At 54.5% G+C, this 16,333-nt stretch carries 18 protein-coding genes; 9 read left to right on the plus strand and 9 right to left on the minus strand.

The window, feature by feature from the left end:
* Positions 1–47: 47 nt before the first annotated feature.
* Entirely contained in the window at positions 48–1,643 is a 1,596-nt protein-coding gene (locus KNP67_RS00680; protein ID WP_214755703.1) for a diguanylate cyclase domain-containing protein, read from the minus strand.
* Positions 1,644–1,800: 157 nt separating this feature from the next.
* On the opposite strand from KNP67_RS00680, the gene KNP67_RS00685 reads away from it, so the two are divergent.
* From KNP67_RS00685 to KNP67_RS00700, 4 genes are all read left to right on the plus strand, one after another.
* The gene (locus tag KNP67_RS00685; RefSeq protein ID WP_021066759.1) at positions 1,801–2,472 is read left to right on the plus strand and encodes a DsbA family protein; all 672 of its coding nucleotides are present in this window, start codon (positions 1,801–1,803) and stop codon (positions 2,470–2,472) included.
* A complete protein-coding gene (locus tag KNP67_RS00690) occupies positions 2,469–2,885 on the plus strand; it encodes a disulfide oxidoreductase (protein WP_021066760.1) in 417 nt (138 codons plus the stop codon). Before KNP67_RS00685 ends, KNP67_RS00690 begins: the two co-directional genes overlap by 4 nt.
* Positions 2,886–2,896: 11 nt before the next feature.
* Positions 2,897–3,484, plus strand: a complete 588-nt coding sequence (locus tag KNP67_RS00695) for an SCO family protein (protein ID WP_029595916.1) — start codon at positions 2,897–2,899, stop codon at positions 3,482–3,484.
* Positions 3,485–3,565: 81 nt separating this feature from the next.
* The gene (locus KNP67_RS00700; RefSeq protein ID WP_251128784.1) at positions 3,566–4,666 is read left to right on the plus strand and encodes an MBL fold metallo-hydrolase; all 1,101 of its coding nucleotides are present in this window, start codon (positions 3,566–3,568) and stop codon (positions 4,664–4,666) included.
* Positions 4,667–4,688: 22 nt separating this feature from the next.
* On the opposite strand, the gene KNP67_RS00705 is transcribed toward KNP67_RS00700, so the two are convergent.
* On the minus strand, positions 4,689–5,906 hold the full coding sequence (locus tag KNP67_RS00705) for an MFS transporter (RefSeq protein ID WP_131471020.1): 1,218 nt from the start codon (positions 5,904–5,906) through the stop codon (positions 4,689–4,691).
* A gap of 163 nt (positions 5,907–6,069) precedes the next feature.
* On the opposite strand from KNP67_RS00705, the gene relB reads away from it, so the two are divergent.
* A complete protein-coding gene (relB, locus tag KNP67_RS00710) occupies positions 6,070–6,288 on the plus strand; it encodes a type II toxin-antitoxin system RelB family antitoxin (RefSeq protein WP_029595913.1) in 219 nt (72 codons plus the stop codon).
* Positions 6,289–6,342: 54 nt separating this feature from the next.
* On the opposite strand, the gene KNP67_RS00715 is transcribed toward relB, so the two are convergent.
* Together KNP67_RS00715 and trhA are read right to left on the minus strand one after the other, a co-directional pair.
* Positions 6,343–7,038, minus strand: a complete 696-nt coding sequence (locus KNP67_RS00715) for a DsbA family oxidoreductase (RefSeq protein ID WP_058763095.1) — start codon at positions 7,036–7,038, stop codon at positions 6,343–6,345.
* 86 nt (positions 7,039–7,124) lie between these two features.
* Entirely contained in the window at positions 7,125–7,769 is a 645-nt protein-coding gene (gene trhA / locus KNP67_RS00720; RefSeq protein WP_029595912.1) for a PAQR family membrane homeostasis protein TrhA, read from the minus strand.
* A gap of 124 nt (positions 7,770–7,893) precedes the next feature.
* Here trhA and KNP67_RS00725 point away from each other — a divergent pair, with 124 nt between their 5' ends.
* On the plus strand, positions 7,894–8,418 hold the full coding sequence (locus tag KNP67_RS00725) for a DUF1836 domain-containing protein (protein WP_029595911.1): 525 nt from the start codon (positions 7,894–7,896) through the stop codon (positions 8,416–8,418).
* 41 nt (positions 8,419–8,459) lie between these two features.
* Here the strand turns inward: KNP67_RS00725 and KNP67_RS00730 are convergent, their stop codons facing one another.
* The 4 genes from KNP67_RS00730 to KNP67_RS00745 form a co-directional block, all read right to left on the minus strand.
* Positions 8,460–8,738 carry a hypothetical protein gene (locus KNP67_RS00730; RefSeq protein ID WP_214755704.1) on the minus strand — a complete coding sequence of 93 codons (279 nt, stop codon included), beginning with the start codon at positions 8,736–8,738 and terminating at the stop codon, positions 8,460–8,462.
* A gap of 14 nt (positions 8,739–8,752) precedes the next feature.
* Positions 8,753–9,367 (minus strand): PH domain-containing protein, encoded by a 615-nt coding sequence (locus KNP67_RS00735; RefSeq protein ID WP_021066768.1) that lies wholly within the window; start codon positions 9,365–9,367, stop codon positions 8,753–8,755.
* Between the two features lie 13 nt (positions 9,368–9,380).
* Complete coding sequence (locus KNP67_RS00740; RefSeq protein ID WP_214755705.1) at positions 9,381–10,214, minus strand: aldo/keto reductase; 834 nt, start codon at positions 10,212–10,214, stop codon at positions 9,381–9,383.
* Between the two features lie 61 nt (positions 10,215–10,275).
* Positions 10,276–11,187, minus strand: a complete 912-nt coding sequence (locus KNP67_RS00745; RefSeq protein ID WP_214755706.1) for an MBL fold metallo-hydrolase — start codon at positions 11,185–11,187, stop codon at positions 10,276–10,278.
* Positions 11,188–11,549: 362 nt separating this feature from the next.
* Between KNP67_RS00745 and abc-f the strand changes: the two genes are divergently transcribed.
* The 3 genes from abc-f (at position 11,550) to KNP67_RS00760 (ending at position 15,060) form a co-directional block, all read left to right on the plus strand.
* On the plus strand, positions 11,550–13,244 hold the full coding sequence (abc-f, locus tag KNP67_RS00750; protein WP_214755707.1) for a ribosomal protection-like ABC-F family protein: 1,695 nt from the start codon (positions 11,550–11,552) through the stop codon (positions 13,242–13,244).
* A gap of 12 nt (positions 13,245–13,256) precedes the next feature.
* On the plus strand, positions 13,257–14,033 hold the full coding sequence (locus KNP67_RS00755; protein ID WP_214755708.1) for a hypothetical protein: 777 nt from the start codon (positions 13,257–13,259) through the stop codon (positions 14,031–14,033).
* A gap of 115 nt (positions 14,034–14,148) precedes the next feature.
* Entirely contained in the window at positions 14,149–15,060 is a 912-nt protein-coding gene (locus KNP67_RS00760) for a cation diffusion facilitator family transporter (protein ID WP_214755709.1), read from the plus strand.
* 41 nt (positions 15,061–15,101) lie between these two features.
* Here KNP67_RS00760 and KNP67_RS00765 read toward each other — a convergent pair whose 3' ends face one another.
* A complete protein-coding gene (locus tag KNP67_RS00765; protein WP_058763103.1) occupies positions 15,102–16,241 on the minus strand; it encodes a zinc-dependent alcohol dehydrogenase in 1,140 nt (379 codons plus the stop codon).
* Positions 16,242–16,333 lie beyond the last annotated feature (92 nt).

A 16,333-nucleotide genomic window follows, 5' to 3' on the forward strand; every position in this document is an offset into this window, starting at 1 on the left:
ATTTGCCCTGTCTACTTGACGGGGAGCAGTTCAGCATGGACCTTTGCTTATGCGATGAGCGTCTCATCGAGCGTGATTTGATGCTTTCCGTTCGCCTTTGAGCGATAGAGCGCCTGGTCCGCCCGTTCGATGGCGGCGTGTGGCACCGTCTCCGTCTGCCAGAGCGAGGCGCCGATACTTGCCCCTACGCTTGTCGTCCCGCCTTCAATGGCGATCGGTTCGGACAGGGAAGTGATGAGGTCTTGTCCGATTTGAGTGATCAATCGTTCACTCTTTCCATTCCGTTCGAACAAGAGGAAGAACTCGTCACCGCTCAACCGGACCGGATAGGCACCATCGAGCGTAACGCGTTTCAACCGTTCGGCAATCTCAATCAAGACATCATCGCCCGTGGCGTGTCCATACGTGTCGTTGACGGCTTTGAAACCGTCGAGGTCGATATAGAAACAGACGTACTCGTTCTTCGTCGCTTGGGCTTCGTTCAAATAGTGTCGAAGCGCCGTCCGATTCGCGAGTCCGGTCAAGACGTCACGGTTGACGAGTGACTCGTAATGGACACGTTCTGTCTCAGATTCGGTGAGAGACGAGACAAGTGACTCGAGGGCGAATGCGAGCGACTCAATCTCATGAATTCCAGACTGGTGCGGGAACGTCTTGGCCTTCCCTTCCTTCATCAGAGCAGCCGTTTCGGTGATCCGTTGTAACGGTCGCGTCACAATCGAGGCGAGGAACCATCCGAGCGTAGACGTCACGAGCGAGGCGATGAGACCAATCCATAATATTTTGTTCTCTAGTTCGATGACCGGGGCGAACGCGACTTCGGTCGGTTGGCGAACGACGACACTCCAACCGAGTCCGGCGTAATCCTCATAACCTTCACCGATGGCGACACCAGTCAAATAAGAAGTTCCGTCCTGCCACGTGTCGACGTGCCAGCCTTCTTTCAATGACGTCGGGAGCGGTTTGCCGACGAGGTGGTCGGGACCGAGCAACACCGTGTTGTCACGTCCGCTGACGACGAACAAGTCGGTATACTCGGACTGATGGTGGAGCGTCCGGTTGAAGTGGCGGAGCACTTCATTGCCCCATTCCCAACTGAGGTGGGTCGCGAGCACGCCTTGGAAGGTCCCGTCACGGACGAGCGGGACGCTGATGTCGACGAACTGGAGGACTTCGCCACTCGGGTTCGGCAACAGCTCGGCGAGCAACACGGCTTCATGCACATCGCCGATGAACGGCTCAGTCTGTGCCTCGAGGAAAACAGGGCGTTCTTTGATGCTGGCGCCTTCTAAGATTCCGTTCGTCGAAGCGACGACGTTCCCCGACGCGTCGGTCACGCCCATCCACGAGAAAGCGGGGATGTTCGTCTGGACCTGGTCGAGCAGGGCCCGGCTCGAGGCAGGGTCGTTCAAGGCGTCAAGCCCTTGAAGTAATTGCACTTCTTGATAGCGTGACCACATGTAAAAGTCGAGCTTGTCGACGAGCTGATGCGACGTCATCGACAACCGTTCCCCAATCTCCGCTTCGAGCGAGGCGGCGGAACGTTGACTCGTCATATACGTAAGCGTGATAGTGAGTAAAAAAACGAGTGTGGCGATGCTGAGCGCCAAAATGAGACCGAGACGCATCGAAAATGATTTCATGAACAAATTCCTCCTACAATAACAACATCCACTTTGTTCATCGTCATTTTTTCCATGACATGAAGCAAAGTTGAGAAAAAACAAGGTCGATTTCGTGGAAACAGATAGCGCTTTCGTTATAATGAAAGACGAATCGATACAAATAGAGGTGAAACGATTGAAACAGAACAAACTATTAGTCATCGCGACACTGCTCGCGGTCGCCCTCGTGGCCGTCGTGGTCGTCTTGATGAATCAACCGACCGAACAAGCCGAGACGGCGGCACCGGCGACGACAGAACACGTGTCGACGGAAGGTCAGCCGACGCTCGGTGATGCGGACGCACCCGTCTCGGTCGTCGAATTCGGGGATTACAAATGCCCGTCTTGTAAACAGTGGGGCGAAACGGTCTATCCGAAGTTGAAAGAAGACTATATCGATACAGGGAAAATCAGTTTCAGCTACATTAACGTCCTGTTCCACGGACAAGAGTCGATTTTGGCATCGCTCGCGTCTGAGTCGGTGTATAAACAAGACCCGGACGCGTTCTGGGAGTTCCATAAGGCGCTTTACGACGCGCAACCGGCGAGTCAACAGCACGACGAGGCATGGGTCACGGTCGAGCGGTTGACAGAGATTGCGAGCGAGACGACATCGGTCGATGTGGCGAAGCTCGAGGACGATTTGAGTGAGAACTCGACGGTGCTCGAACAGGTGAGTCTCGATGACGGGCTCGTCAAAGAGCACGGTGTCCAGTTCACACCGTCAATCATGATTAACGGCGTCATGCTCGAGGACCCGTTCGATTACGAGACGATTGAGCGATTGATTGAGCAAGGCACGCCATGAAGCAGTCATTCTTGACCCGTTATGGTCTGTATCTCGCTTGGCTCGTCGCCCTCACGGCGACGCTCGGCAGTCTTTATTTCAGCGAGATTCGCGAGTTCGTGCCATGTGAGCTCTGCTGGATTCAACGCATCTTTATGTATCCGCTCGTCATCTTGCTCGGGGTCGCCGTGTTCACGGACGACCGGGCGGTGAAGAAGTATGTATTGCCGCTCTCCATCCTCGGAGGTCTGGTTTCACTGTACCATTATTTGGTTCAAAAAGTACCCGGTTTCGCCGATATCAAGCCGTGCGTGCAAGGCGTACCGTGCAACGTGCAATACATCAACTGGTTCGGGTTCGTGACGATTCCGTTCCTTGCCTTGACGGCATTTACTTTGATCACGCTCCTCGTCTGGCGCGTGAGACGCAATTGACAATGAAGGAGATGGAACGTGTGAAGAAATGGATGCTCATCGGATTGATCAGCTTGATGGCGGTGCTCGCCGCGTGCGGCCAGGAGATTGAAGACCCGCTCAATTGGGAGATCGAGTCGTTCGACTATATGAATCAAAATGAAGAGATGGTTAGTCTGGACGATTTGAAGGGCAAAGTTTGGATGGCCGACTTCGTCTTCACGAGCTGTGAGACGGTCTGTCCACCGATGACGTACAACATGACGAAACTCAATGAAGCGCTCGTCGAGGAAGGCGTCGAAGACGTCCAATTCGTGTCGTTCAGCGTCGACCCGACCGTCGATACGCCGGACAAGATTCAAGCGTTCATGGCTGATTACGACTTGGCGAAAGCCGATTGGCAATTCTTGACGGGCTATTCGCAAGAAGAGATTGAGGCGTTCGCGCAACAAAACTTCAAAGCGCTCGTCCGCAAACCGTCAGAAGGCACCCAAGTGGATCACGCGACGTGGTTCTATCTCGTCGACCAGGACGGGAAAATCATCAAGGCGTATCAAGGATTCCAAGACGTGCCAATCGAGGATATCGTCAATGACATCAAGATTTTACAGAACTCATAAGACGGCCCGTGCCGTCTTTTTTGTATTCGAAAACAGGGGAATCGGCGTTGGTGCCGTATAATGAATAAGGTAGAGGAGTGGATGGAATTGAAGAAGACACTATTATTTTCATTGATGGGCCTGGCTGCCGTGACAGGTACCGTGCTCACGCAATATAAACCGTTCGGAAAAAAGCCGAAGGCGCTCCGGTCGCCGAACCTGGTGAACGGCAAGTTTCAGAATCAGCTCGAGACGCCGATGCGGTTCTCATCGGACGACATGATTTCGATGTCGAAGGAATATTTGAATCCGGACTCGCTCCGGAAACCGAGCGAGCGCTTACCGGTCGTCCCGATCGACTTCAGCGAGAAACTCGGTTCAAGCTTCACACGCATCTATTGGCTCGGACACTCGGCGATGCTCGTCCAAATGGACGGTAAGACGATGCTCGTCGACCCGATGTTCGGCCGGAGCCCATCGCCGCTCCCGTTCGCGAAGAACGAGCGGTTCAGCGAAGACTTGCCGTTCGAGCTCGACGGCTTGCCGGACATCGATGTCGTCTTGCTCACGCACGACCATTACGACCATTTGGACTATGCGACGATTCAAGCGATTCAAGACAAGGTTGCCGTCTTCATCGTCCCGCTCGGCGTCGGTAGCCACTTGAAACGGTGGGGCGTCGGGGCGGAACGCATCGTCGAGCGCGATTGGGGCGAGACGTTTGACTTCGGCTCATGGACGTTCGTCTGTACGCCGGCTCGGCACTTCTCGGGCCGCTCGCTCACCGACCGCAACGCGACGCTCTGGGCGTCATGGGTCGTCCTCGGCGAGACGGACCGCCTGTTCTTCAGCGGGGACGGCGGGTATGGACCACACTTCAAAGAAATCGGCGACGCGTACGGACCGTTCGATTTCGCGGCGCTCGAATGCGGACAATACGATGAGCGCTGGCCGGACGTGCACATGCAACCGAGTGAGACGGCACAGGCGTTCCGTGACGTGCGGGCCGACAAGATGCTCCCGATTCATTGGGGCGCGTTCACGCTATCGTTCCATGCCTGGTTCGACCCAGCTGAGCAGATGGTGGGGCTCTTACCACGAGAGGACGTGCTCACGCCACGAATCGGTGAGCGGATCACACTCGACGGACGGAACGACACGACCAACTGGTGGCGTGACATCGAAGACACGAACAAGCGATGACCGAATCGGTCACCGCTTGTTTTTATGAAGAGAGGCGTTCGGCCTCGTCCGGTTCGATATGAAGTTTGTGTTTGCGCGTATAGACGAGGAACGCTGCCGTCATGAGGATCGAGCTGATCCCGAACAAGACGACCATGAGCTGTAGGCCGATCAAGTCGAGGAAGAATCCAGTGACGAGCAACACGACTTGGAAGACGATCCGGTCGAGCATGTTCCGGAACGAGAAGAAGCGGCCGTGATAGTCTTTCGGCATCCGTGTCTGGAAAATCGTCACGGCCGTCGGGAAGAAGCAACCGACCGAGAAGCCGAACAAGACGAATGCGGCGATCGAGACGGCCGGGATGTCGGCGAAGTAAAGCATGAGCTGGGCGATTCCAATCAAAAACGAGAACGTGAACAAGATGGAGAACACGGAGAACTTCTCACCGATCCGTTTGATGAGGAACGCACCGACCATGAAGGCAATCCCTTCGGCCGTGTAAATCCATCCTTTGATTGCCGTCGAATCTTGCAGCTCGCTAATGTTGATGACGAGCAAGTTGAACCCACCGATGAAGAGGAGCGGGATGAGCGTCATGACGAGTGTCATAAAGATGACCGGAATCGATTTGATGATTGGAAAGACGTCCTTGAACCCGCCGGACGATTTCGCGTCCACTTTCTTCGCAGACGGGACGGTCGTCTCGTCGATCTTCAAGAACCACGTCGCGACGGCGAGAAGCAGATAAGCGACAAGCGAGAGCGCGTAGACGTCCCGAAGTGAGATGAGCGTGAGCAAGATGCCGGCGATGGCCGTCCCGATGACCCGGGACAGCGTCGACACGTTCATATGCACCCCGTTCAAGGCGAGCAGCTCCCGTTCCTTGACGATGAGCGGGATGGCGGCCTGGAGTGCCGGGAAGTAGAACGCGGCCGACCCTTGCAGGAAGACGAGGAAGACGACCATCCACAGCACGCTTCCCGTCTCGATGGCGACGAACATGAATAGAACGCTCAGCGCCCGGACAATACTTGAGATGAGCATGATTTTCTTTTTCGAGCCTTGGTCGGTGAGACGGCCGGCGAGCGGCCCGATGGCGACCCCGGCGAGCAATCCGCCAGCGAGGATGAGCGCCTTGACGAAGTCAGACGGCACTTTCTCCTGCATGAACTCCAAGTTACCGATGATGCCGAGCCAAAGCCCGAGACCGGCCACAAACTCCCCGGTCAAGATGATCCAGACGTTGCGATTTTTCCACATATGGTTAAGTCCTCGATTCTTATTAGGTAATAATAATTATCCTTCAGAACGATTTAGAAAGCTACAAAAAAGAAGCCGGGATTCGGCTTCCGAGAGATATAAGTTTTGACTACATGAACATTTCCATTTTGTAATACAATGTTCCATATAGGAGGTCGATTGTATGAGGACGATATCTTTTGAACTCAACGAAGAAGACGAGCGTCTGATTAGAGCGTATGCGAAGTCTAAGAACCTCTCCCTCTCGACTCTCGTTCGGGACACTGTCTTTGAACGTATCGAGAATGAACTCGATTTGAAATTTTACAACGAAGCAATGCATAGGCACAAAGAACGTTCTGAAACCATTTCATTTGAGGATATGATGAAAGATTTAAATTAACAAAAAAGCATTCGTCCAAATATGGGCGAATGCTTTGCTTTTATTCGTTTCACATCAAATATCGCAGTTATCGTCCGTGCACGTCGCGCCACCCGAGAGCACTTGAAGCGTCGGTGCCGATTCGGCCCACGTCTTCTCGAGCACTTGCGTGAACGCCTCGGTCGGCTGGGCGCCAGAGACGCCATATTTATTATCGAAGACGAAGAACGGGACACCGGTGATGCCGAGGTCGCTCGCGCGCTTCTCTTCAGCGCGGACGTCTTCTGTGTATACGTCTGAAGCGAGCACGTCTTTCACGGCGTCGGCATCGAGTCCGACACTTGTTGCGATCTCGACGAGGACGTCGTGGTCGCCGATATGTTTCGCGTCGACGAAATACGCCTTAAGGAGCGCTTCTGACAATTCTTTCTCTTTTCCGACCGTCTTCGCATAGTGCGTCAACCGGTGTGAGTCAAGTGTACCCGTGACGACCATGTTGTCGAAATCGTACTCAAGTCCGACGGTGCGGGCCTGGGCGGCGACTTGGGCCGTCGTGCCTTTCGCCTGCTCGAGCGGCATGTTGTATTTCTTCGCGAGTGCTTCGTAAATCGAACGCGAGTCCGACGTCGGTGCGTTCGGGTCGAGCTCGAAGCTCTTGAACTCCACTTCGACGTTGTCCGCGTGCGGGAACTGTTCGAGCGCTTCTTCTAGACGGCGCTTGCCGATATAACAGAACGGACAGACATAGTCTGACCAAACTTCAATTTTCATATTTAATCCCTCCTACAGTCAGTGTAGGATGTCTTGAAATCGAAGTAAATGAATGTGCTCACGAAAAAAGCCCTCGCAAGGAGGACTTAGAAAACGTACCAGAACACGCAGACGAAATGGGCGAAACTGCCGAACAAGATGAACAAATGGAACACCTCGTGGAAGCCCCAACCGCGCCAGTTGACGAACTTCGGCTTGAAGCCGTAGATGAGCCCGCCAATCGTGTACATGACGCCACCGAGGATGAGCCAGAAGATGCCGGCGTTGCCGATGACGTCATGAAGCGGTCCGATGAAGAACACCGATAACCAGCCCATGCCGATATAGAGCGCTGTCGACAAGAAGCGTGGTGCGTGGAACCAGACGAGCTTGAAGATGATCCCGAACAAGGCGAGCGCGTGGACGGTGCCGAACAACACCCAACGCGTCGGCCCTTCGAGCGCAAGCAACGTGAGCGGGGCGTACGTCCCGGCAATCAAGGCGTAAATCATCGCATGATCGATTCTCCGGAAGAAGGCGATGACGTTCGGTGAGGCGATGATGCTGTGGTACAGACCGGACGACAAATAGAGAAAGACGAGGCTAATGCCAAACAAAATCGCAGCCATAATGGCGAGCGGCTCGCCGAGCAGTGACGCTTTCACCGTCATCGCAATCAACGCGACGAACGCGAGCACGGCACCGGCCAAGTGGGTCAGTGCGTTAATCGGTTCCCGAAAAATCGAATTCATGTAAAACACTCCTTATCACGTCATGTAGTATCCATAACTACATGATAAGCTGTATACGTCAGAACGACAAGGTTTTTGTTTCGACAAATCCGGTTTGTCCGTATACTGAAGGGGAGGTGATTCGATGAAACCGCATGAAATTGTAGAGACGGAAGGGACGTTGCCGAAGCAGGTGCTCCCGACGATTGACTTATATATGGACCAAGTCATCCAGCTGTTCGAGCAACATTACGGCAAGATGAAGCGGAGTGACGACGAGACGATTTTAACGAAGACGATGATCAACAACTACGCCAAAGGTAAGCTGTTCCATCCCGTCAAAAACAAGAAGTACACGAACGAGCACTTGATGTTGCTCAGCCTGATTTACGAGATGAAAGGATTGCTCTCGATCAATGACATCAAAGAGACGCTCCGGCCGCTGAACGAGTCGGACGAGGGCTTCTCGCTCGAGGACTTCTATGACGCGTACCAGGTTCAGAAAGAACAGAACATGCAGGCGTTCGAGGAACAAGCCGAGACGCTCCTCGCCAACGTGCGCACGAGTGAAACGAACGGCATCCAACAGTCGCTCGCCATCGCCTCAGCCGTCCATATGAGCCACTTGTTCCAACGGCTCGCCGAACAGTTGATTGATGAAAGCAAATGAAAATGCCCCTTAGAATCCGATTGGAGTCTAGGGGCATTTCTTCATTTAAGGCGTTCGCGTTCAATGCGCTCGCCTTTGTGATACAGTTTGGCGATGAGAAGTGGTAATAGATAACTTACGGTCACAAGAATGGTGATAATCCATATGAGATTATAGTCTAATAATAGACGTTCATACGCGACCGATAAAAACACGATGGCGATGACGTGGACGATTAGATGTAGCTGTCCGAACAAGGCGTTGAGCATACTGCTAATAAAGACGGTCAAAATCACTAGCATGAACAAGAAGAATCCAATCAACAGCCACATGAGGTCCATACGTCACCGCCTTTTTAGTTGTTGATGTACTTCTCGAACACGTCACCGAAATCTTTGCGGTTCCACTCGTGGTAGTGACCTTTAAGCCAGTCGAAGCTCTGTTCATTCAATTCCTTGAACGTCGAGGCGACATTCATATCGCCTTGACGAAGCCCGCTCAAAATCGACACCGAATGCGTGAGCGAGGCGTTGGCATACTCCATCATCTTCCGGCCTTCGCGTTGTTTCTCGGCGATGGCGAGGAGCGATTTGTACAAGTCTTTCACATGCTCGATTTGTTTCTTGTTCACGTCAATCGAATACGGCTTGTCGCCGATGGTGAATTTGATCTCGACGTCCATGTCGACCGTGCCGGCCGTCTCGAACATGACGTTATTCAATGGGAAGTGGGCGTATGGATAGCGATACAAGACGCGTTTCGAACTCATCGCGCTCGTCCCGTCGAGGTGAATCATCGCCAAGTTCGTGAAGCAGTACTCGTCCGATTTCGACTTGATTAAGAAGTAAATCTTCTCGTTGTCCTCATGGAGGACGTAATCGTCCGAATCCGCCTTATCGAAATCTTTCGGGTCGATGACTTCACCGATATCGCTGAAGCCCGTCAAATCAGAAGCTAGTTTTTTGAACATGTCAAATCTCTCCTCAGTAGTGGATTTTGTGCATCTCGTTCGGGTCAGACCCGGTCCGCTCGTTTCGGTTGAGTCCGTCGATCGCGTGCATCTCTTCTTTCGTCAACGTGAAGTCGAACACCTCTATATTCTCACGAATTCGACTCGGCGTGACCGATTTCGGGATGACGGCGACACCGTTCTGTAAGTGCCAACGCAGGATGACTTGAGCCGGTGATTTCCCGTGCTCGGTCGCAATCTCGGCGATGACCGGATCCTCAAGCGCCTCGCGCCCTTTCATGAGCGGGCTCCACGCCTGGATTTGAATATCGTACCGCTGGCAGAACGCGATCAACTCTTTTTGGGACAAGTATGGGTGGATCTCGACTTGGTTCACTGCCGGGACGATCGAGCACGACTGGATGATCTGTTCGAGGTGGCTGACCTCGAAGTTCGAGACCCCGATGGCCCGTACCTTGCCTTCCTCATACAACTGTTCGAGCGCTTTATATGTCTCGACGAATTTACCGAAGCGCGGCATCGGCCAGTGAATCAAGAACAAGTCGACGTACTCGAGACCGAGCCGGTCGAGGCTGTCTTGGAACGCTTGGAGCGCCTCGTCATAGCCGTGGAACTCGTTCCACAGTTTCGTCGTCACGAAGATGTCTTCCCTCGGGACGCCGGATTCGCGAATCGCTTGGCCGACGCTCTCCTCATTCTGATAGATAGCGGCCGTGTCGATCAATCGATAGCCCGCGTCAAGCGCTGCTTTGACCGTATCGACCGTGACTGCCCCGTCTTCCACTTTGTACACGCCGAGCCCGAGCATCGGCAGTTTCACATCATTGTTGAGTGTTGTCCATTCCATATTGATTCCCTCCCTCTCAACTCTTACGTTACCGAAAATCGCACGGAAGTGAAAGCGAAAGCTACAGCCGAATGCTTTCGCCGTGAGACTTGATCACGATTTGGTCACGTTCGAGCTTGGCAGCGGCGACGAGTCGTTCATACGGCTCCTCGACCGGTTCGTACGATAAGACGAACGTGTCCCAATGCATCGGGAAGAAACGTTTCGCACCGTTCTGTTTGAACATCGTCCATGCCTGTTCCGGCGTGCAGTGGGCTTCCTCGAACGACTCCGGTTGATAGGCACCGATTGGGAAGAAAGCGAGGTCGATCGGTTCTTTGTTCGCGAGCCCGTTGAACGACTCGGTGAACGCCGTATCCCCGGCGAACAACATGCGGACGCCTTTATATTTCAAGACGTAGCCGTTATAGCCTATATGTTTGTCCCACGGGAAACGATTACCCCAGTGGGCGACGGGGATGGCTTGGACGTGAAGCCCGTTCGCGAGCGTCAGCTTGTCGTGCGGATGCATCTCGAGCGTCTGCAGACTCGGGTATTTACGTAACAGCTTGCTCGTGCCCGGGGCCGAGATGACGACCGTGTCGCGGGTGATCAGTCGTTTCAGACTCTTATGGTCGAAGTGGTCCATATGGGCGTGGCTGAGCAGGATGACGTCGACGTGCCCGATCTCCTCAATCGAGAGGGCAGGGGCGGTATGACGTTTCATCCCGAACGTGACCGGCCCGACGTGGACGCCAATCCGCTTCGAGAACACCGGATCCGTCAAAATTTTCAATCCGTACCAATGGATGAGCACGGTCGAATGGCCGACCCAAGTGGCACTGATCATCGTCTCATCGAACGAGGCGAGGTCCGGTTTGACCGTCGGGACTTTAAAAGCCGGTCGAGGCAGTCTTCGTTTCAATCGGGTATATAAGAACGTACCGACGCTCGCCAGGACGGCGCTCGGGACGAGCAGGTTTCGTAATCGCATAACAGTCACCTCATCATCTAAGATGGTTTAATCATACCGCTCGACCGACGACCCCGCATCCGCCGGAAGGTGTAGAAAAAATGGGAGATTGTGGTCCGGCTCTTGCGAATCCGCTTTCAATTTGGTACGGTGACAGTAACTTAGGAAAGGAAGGTACCGCGTGCCATGAAAAAGTCACACTCCCTCAACTGATGAAACGAATCATCACTGTTCGCACGAACAGTCACGGGTGAAGTGTGTCCAATTTCAGGCTAAGGGGTGACCCTTCTTTCCGCTTGACCGGATCTCTTCACACCACCGCACGTTGCGGATGGTGTTTTTTGTTTCATCGCGTATCGGACAAACTAGCGAGGTGAAACAATATGTTAAGTATGAAGCAAGTCCGGTTCGACCACGACCGGCAACCCTTATTCGACAACGTCTCGTTCGACGTCGCTGCAGGCGAACGGGCCGTCTTGTTCGGCCAGAACGGGTCCGGCAAGACGACGCTATTCAAGCTGCTCATAGGTGAACTGGCCCCACAGTCAGGTTCGATTGACGTCTTGGGCACGATCGGTGTCGTCGAACAGACGGTGTTTGATGGAGAAGAGACCGCGCTCGACTACGTCATGCAAGGCGACTTGGCGCGCTACAATCTCTACCTTGCCGTCACATCAGGGGATTCGGCGCGCGTGCTCGAAGCGTATGACGAGGCACTCGCGGTTGACGCCTTCGCGCTCGAACTTGAGGCGAGACAAGCCCTCAAACGACTTGGTCTTGACGGACATGACTCGAGCCGACTCCGCGAGTTGAGCGGCGGTGAACAGACACGGGTCCAACTCGCCCGTCTCACGATGCGACACGTCGATATCGTCCTGCTCGACGAGCCGACGAACCATCTCGATTTGGACTCAATCGAGTGGCTGACACGTTGGGTGGACGAGTTTTCGGGGACAGTGCTCGCTATCTCCCACGATCGTCAATTCATCGATGACGTTGCGACGGTCATCCTCGAGCTGAATGAGGGGACCATCGTCCGCTATCCGGGCAACTACACGGCGTATAAACATCAGAAGGCCGAGGAACGGGTACGCGACGAGCGAGCCCATGCCCGCTATATGGCGCGGAAGTCGGAGCTGCTCGATATGATCGCCCAATATAAGGGCTGGCATTTGAAAGCGAAAGCGACGGCGAGCGTGCGAAGTCCAGGCGCTCAAAAAAGCGCGGCGAACCTTGCCATCAAGATGAAGGCCCGGGAACGTAAACTCGAACAACTCGAAGGGACGCGACCTGAGCGTCCGAAAGATGCGGCCCATATCTCGGTTCGCTTCCAAGCCAACCCACTCGAGGCGAAGACGTGGATTGCGGTCGACGACATCTCGTTCGGTTACGACGACCCCCTCTTTGAGCGACTCTCGCTCACGGTGAACCGGGGTGACCGCATCTCCATCGTCGGGCCGAACGGGAGCGGGAAGACGACGCTGTTGAAACTATTGATCGGCGAACTCGCACCGAAGACCGGGGACATCAAGCGTCATCCGAAACTGAAAATCGGTTACTTCTCACAGACGCTCGCCCGACTGCCGGCCGAAGGAACGTTGCTCGAGGCGCTCCTGGCCGAAAGTGACATCACCGAGACGGAGGCGCGGACGCTGCTCGCCCATTTCTTGTTCCGCCGTGATGAGGTGTATAAGCCGATTCGAGAGGCGAGCATGGGGGAGAAGTGCCGCATCGCCTTCCTCATCTTGTACTTCTCGGACGCGGACCTGCTCGCCCTCGATGAGCCGACGAACTATTTGGACGTGGCCACACGGGAGCAAATCGAGGCCGCGCTCGAAGTGTATCGAGGCGGATTGATTCTTATCTCGCATGACCGGACGTTCCACCGCTTGACGGACCGGACGATCGAGCTCGGGGAGACGGTGCGCGTGCTCGAGTCCGGAAATACAAAGCCGGTCGACGTTGACGCGACGCTCCAGACGCTTGAGACATTGACGAGCGAACCGCATATTTTCTTCGACGAGGCAGGAAACGGCATCCCCCTTGCCGAATCCGAACAGAATAGACGAAACAAATAGGGGTGGAATCACATGAAAGAAGAAGTTCGGGCATCACGGGCCGCATCACGGAAACGGAAGCGGTTATGGCAAACGGCGACGGTCATCGCATTGATTGCTTCACTCGTCGGCGTCATCGCCTTCGCGGCCCTCATGGACACGAAGAAATCGGCGTTGCCGGAGACAGACGACATCGCGACCGAGTCGGTCAATAATGAATCAGAGCCGACAGAAGGAGACGAGCCGGAAGCGGAGGCCGACGAGTCAGCGGGAACGTACGTCTATATCGCGGCACCTTATACGAAAGTGTTCGCCGACGACCGGGCGACGGTCATTTATGAGGCCGACCTCGGTGACCGGTTCGAACAACTCGAGGCCGTCAGCGGTTTTGTCAAGCTCCAATTGAATGAGCGGACGACCGGATGGGTGACGGAAGCACAAGTGACGGGAGAAGCGACGAGCATTTCCGATGACGATGTGACCGCGGCATGGAAGACCGTCGTCCCGACGGCGGATGCGGCGACAATTGAAGTGCTCGGCCAAGACATCGACAGTGTCCGGGCCACGCTCGGTACCCCGAAAGCGGTCCAGCGTGACCAAGTGAACGAATACCATTTCTATGACGGCTTCTTCTTGATGGTACGTGACCAACAAGTGCGGGCGATCGACTGGGACCGCCAAGCGGTCGCGACGCCTGATGTGACGGCGACGAGCAGTCAAAACGCCGGCAGTTGGTATGAAGGTGAGACTCGCCAGTTGAAGTTGTTCCCCTATGACGGCGTCATGCGGGTCCGGCTCGAACAGAAATAACGACAATCGTCGAGAGGACATCCCTTTCGGCGATTGTTTTTATGTATTCATTCAAATGAACGTTTGAATGTTTGAGGTGGAAGGTATAGACTATATAGAGAGAGGGGGAGAAACAATGGGCGCACATCACGATCATCACGGGCACGACCATCACCATCATCATACGACGAACCAACGGGCATTATTCTGGTCGTTCGTCCTGATTGCGACGTTCATGGTCGTCGAAGTCATCGGCGGATTATGGACGAACAGTTTGGCGCTCTTGTCGGACGCGGGGCATATGCTTAGCGACGCGGCGGCACTCGGGCTCAGTTTCCTCGCTGTCCGGTTCGGAGCACGGCAAGCGACGCCAGAGCGGACGTTCGGCTATCGACGCTTCGAGATTTTGGCGGCGTTCGTCAACGGCTTGACGTTGCTCGTCATTTCCATCTATATCATCATCGAGGCGTATCAACGCTTGTTCGCACCGCCAGAGATTTTAAGCGGCGGCATGCTTACGGTCGCCATCATCGGGCTGCTCGTCAACATGATTGCGGCGTGGCTGCTCATGCGGGGCGAGCGTGACAACTTGAACGTCCGCAGTGCGCTGTTGCACGTGTTCGGCGATTTGCTCGGCTCGGTCGGGGCCATCACGGCGGCCGTGTTGATTATGGCGTTCGGCTGGACGCTCGCCGATCCGATCGCGAGCCTGTTCGTCGCCGTGCTCATCTTGGTCAGCGGCTATCGGGTGACGCGGGAGGCGATTCATATCTTGATGGAAGGGACACCGGATCAAGTCGACGTTGTGGCGATGCAACGGGAGCTCGGAGGTATCGACGGTGTCAAAGAAGTCCATGACTTGCACGTCTGGTCGATTTCATCGAACGAACTCGCTGTCACGTGTCACGTCTTAATCGAGGCGGATACGGACGACCAGCGCGTCTTGCATGATGTGACGGAACGAATCCGTCAATTCGCCACGTTCGAGCGTTCAACCGTTCAAATCGAACGGGAAGCGCAATGTTGTGAGAATCGAACGATTTGGTAAACGAAGAAGCGGTCCCTGACAGAAGTCGGGGACCGCTTTTGTTATGGCTTCAAGACGACTTTGACGCAGTCGTCCAAATGATCGTTAAAGATTTTGTATGCGTCGGCCGCCTGTTCAAGCGGCAAGCGGTGCGTGATGATGTCGGTCGGATCGAACTTCTTGTCGACGATCATCTGGAACAGCTCGGGCATGTAGTGGATGACCGGTGCTTGTCCCGTCCGGATGCTGACGTTACGGGTGAAGAAGTCGCCGAGCGGGAACTGGTTATAGTTCATCGCATAAATCCCGGTCAATTGAACCGTCCCGAACTTCCGGACCGCTTCTTTGGCGACTTTGATGGCGCTGAGCGTGCCGCCTTGAACCATCAACTTTTGCTCTACTTTCTCGATTGGAGACATTTTGCCGTCGAAGCCGACACAGTCGATGACGACGTCAGCACCGCCGTTCGTGATCTCATAAATGTATTTGCCCGTATCGATCGGGTCTTTCATGAGAACGGTCTCAACGTTGTTCGACAATTTGGCTCGGTTCAAGCGATACAATTCCGGGTCGACGGCGATGACGCGTTTCGCGCCACGCACCCAGGCGAGCTTTTGTGTCATTAGTCCGACCGGTCCCGAACCGAGGACGACGACCGTGTCGCCGGCTTTCATCCCGGAACTGTCCAAACTCCACCAAGCGGTCGGGATGACGTCGGAGAGGAAGAGGAGTGCTTCGTCGTCGAGTTCGCACGATTCAGGAATGACGAGCGGCATGAAGTTGCCGTAAGGCACTTTCAAATATTCGGCCTGCCCCCCAGGATGGTTCCCGAACTGCTCGGTGAATCCGAAATAGCCGCCCGCGTCCGTATGCGGGGCGTGGTTCGAATTGTCACACTGACTCTCCATCTCGTTCTCGCAATAGAAACAATGGCCGCACGAGACGTTGAACGGTAAGACGACCCGGTCGCCTTTTTTCACTTTCGTGACATCCGGTCCGACTTCCTCGACGATGCCCATCGGTTCGTGCCCGATGACGTAGCCATGTCGGGTCGGCATGTTGCCTAAGTAGATGTGCAAATCTGATCCGCAGATGGCCGTTGAGGTGATTTTGACGATAATCTCTTCCCGATTCTCAATCTCTGGGTCTTTCACGTCTTTCACTTCGATGTTCTTTGCTCCTTGATAGGTGACAGCACGCATTTGTCCACTTCCTCCCTTTTTTCAAAAACAGGTAAGTCACAACAAGAGTACTGTACCCCTCCCTCACGCATGCGAATCCGATTTTTAGGGAA

It is taken from the genome of Exiguobacterium sp. s157 (genome assembly GCF_018618205.1).
GTDB lineage: Bacteria > Bacillota > Bacilli > Exiguobacteriales > Exiguobacteriaceae > Exiguobacterium > Exiguobacterium chiriqhucha.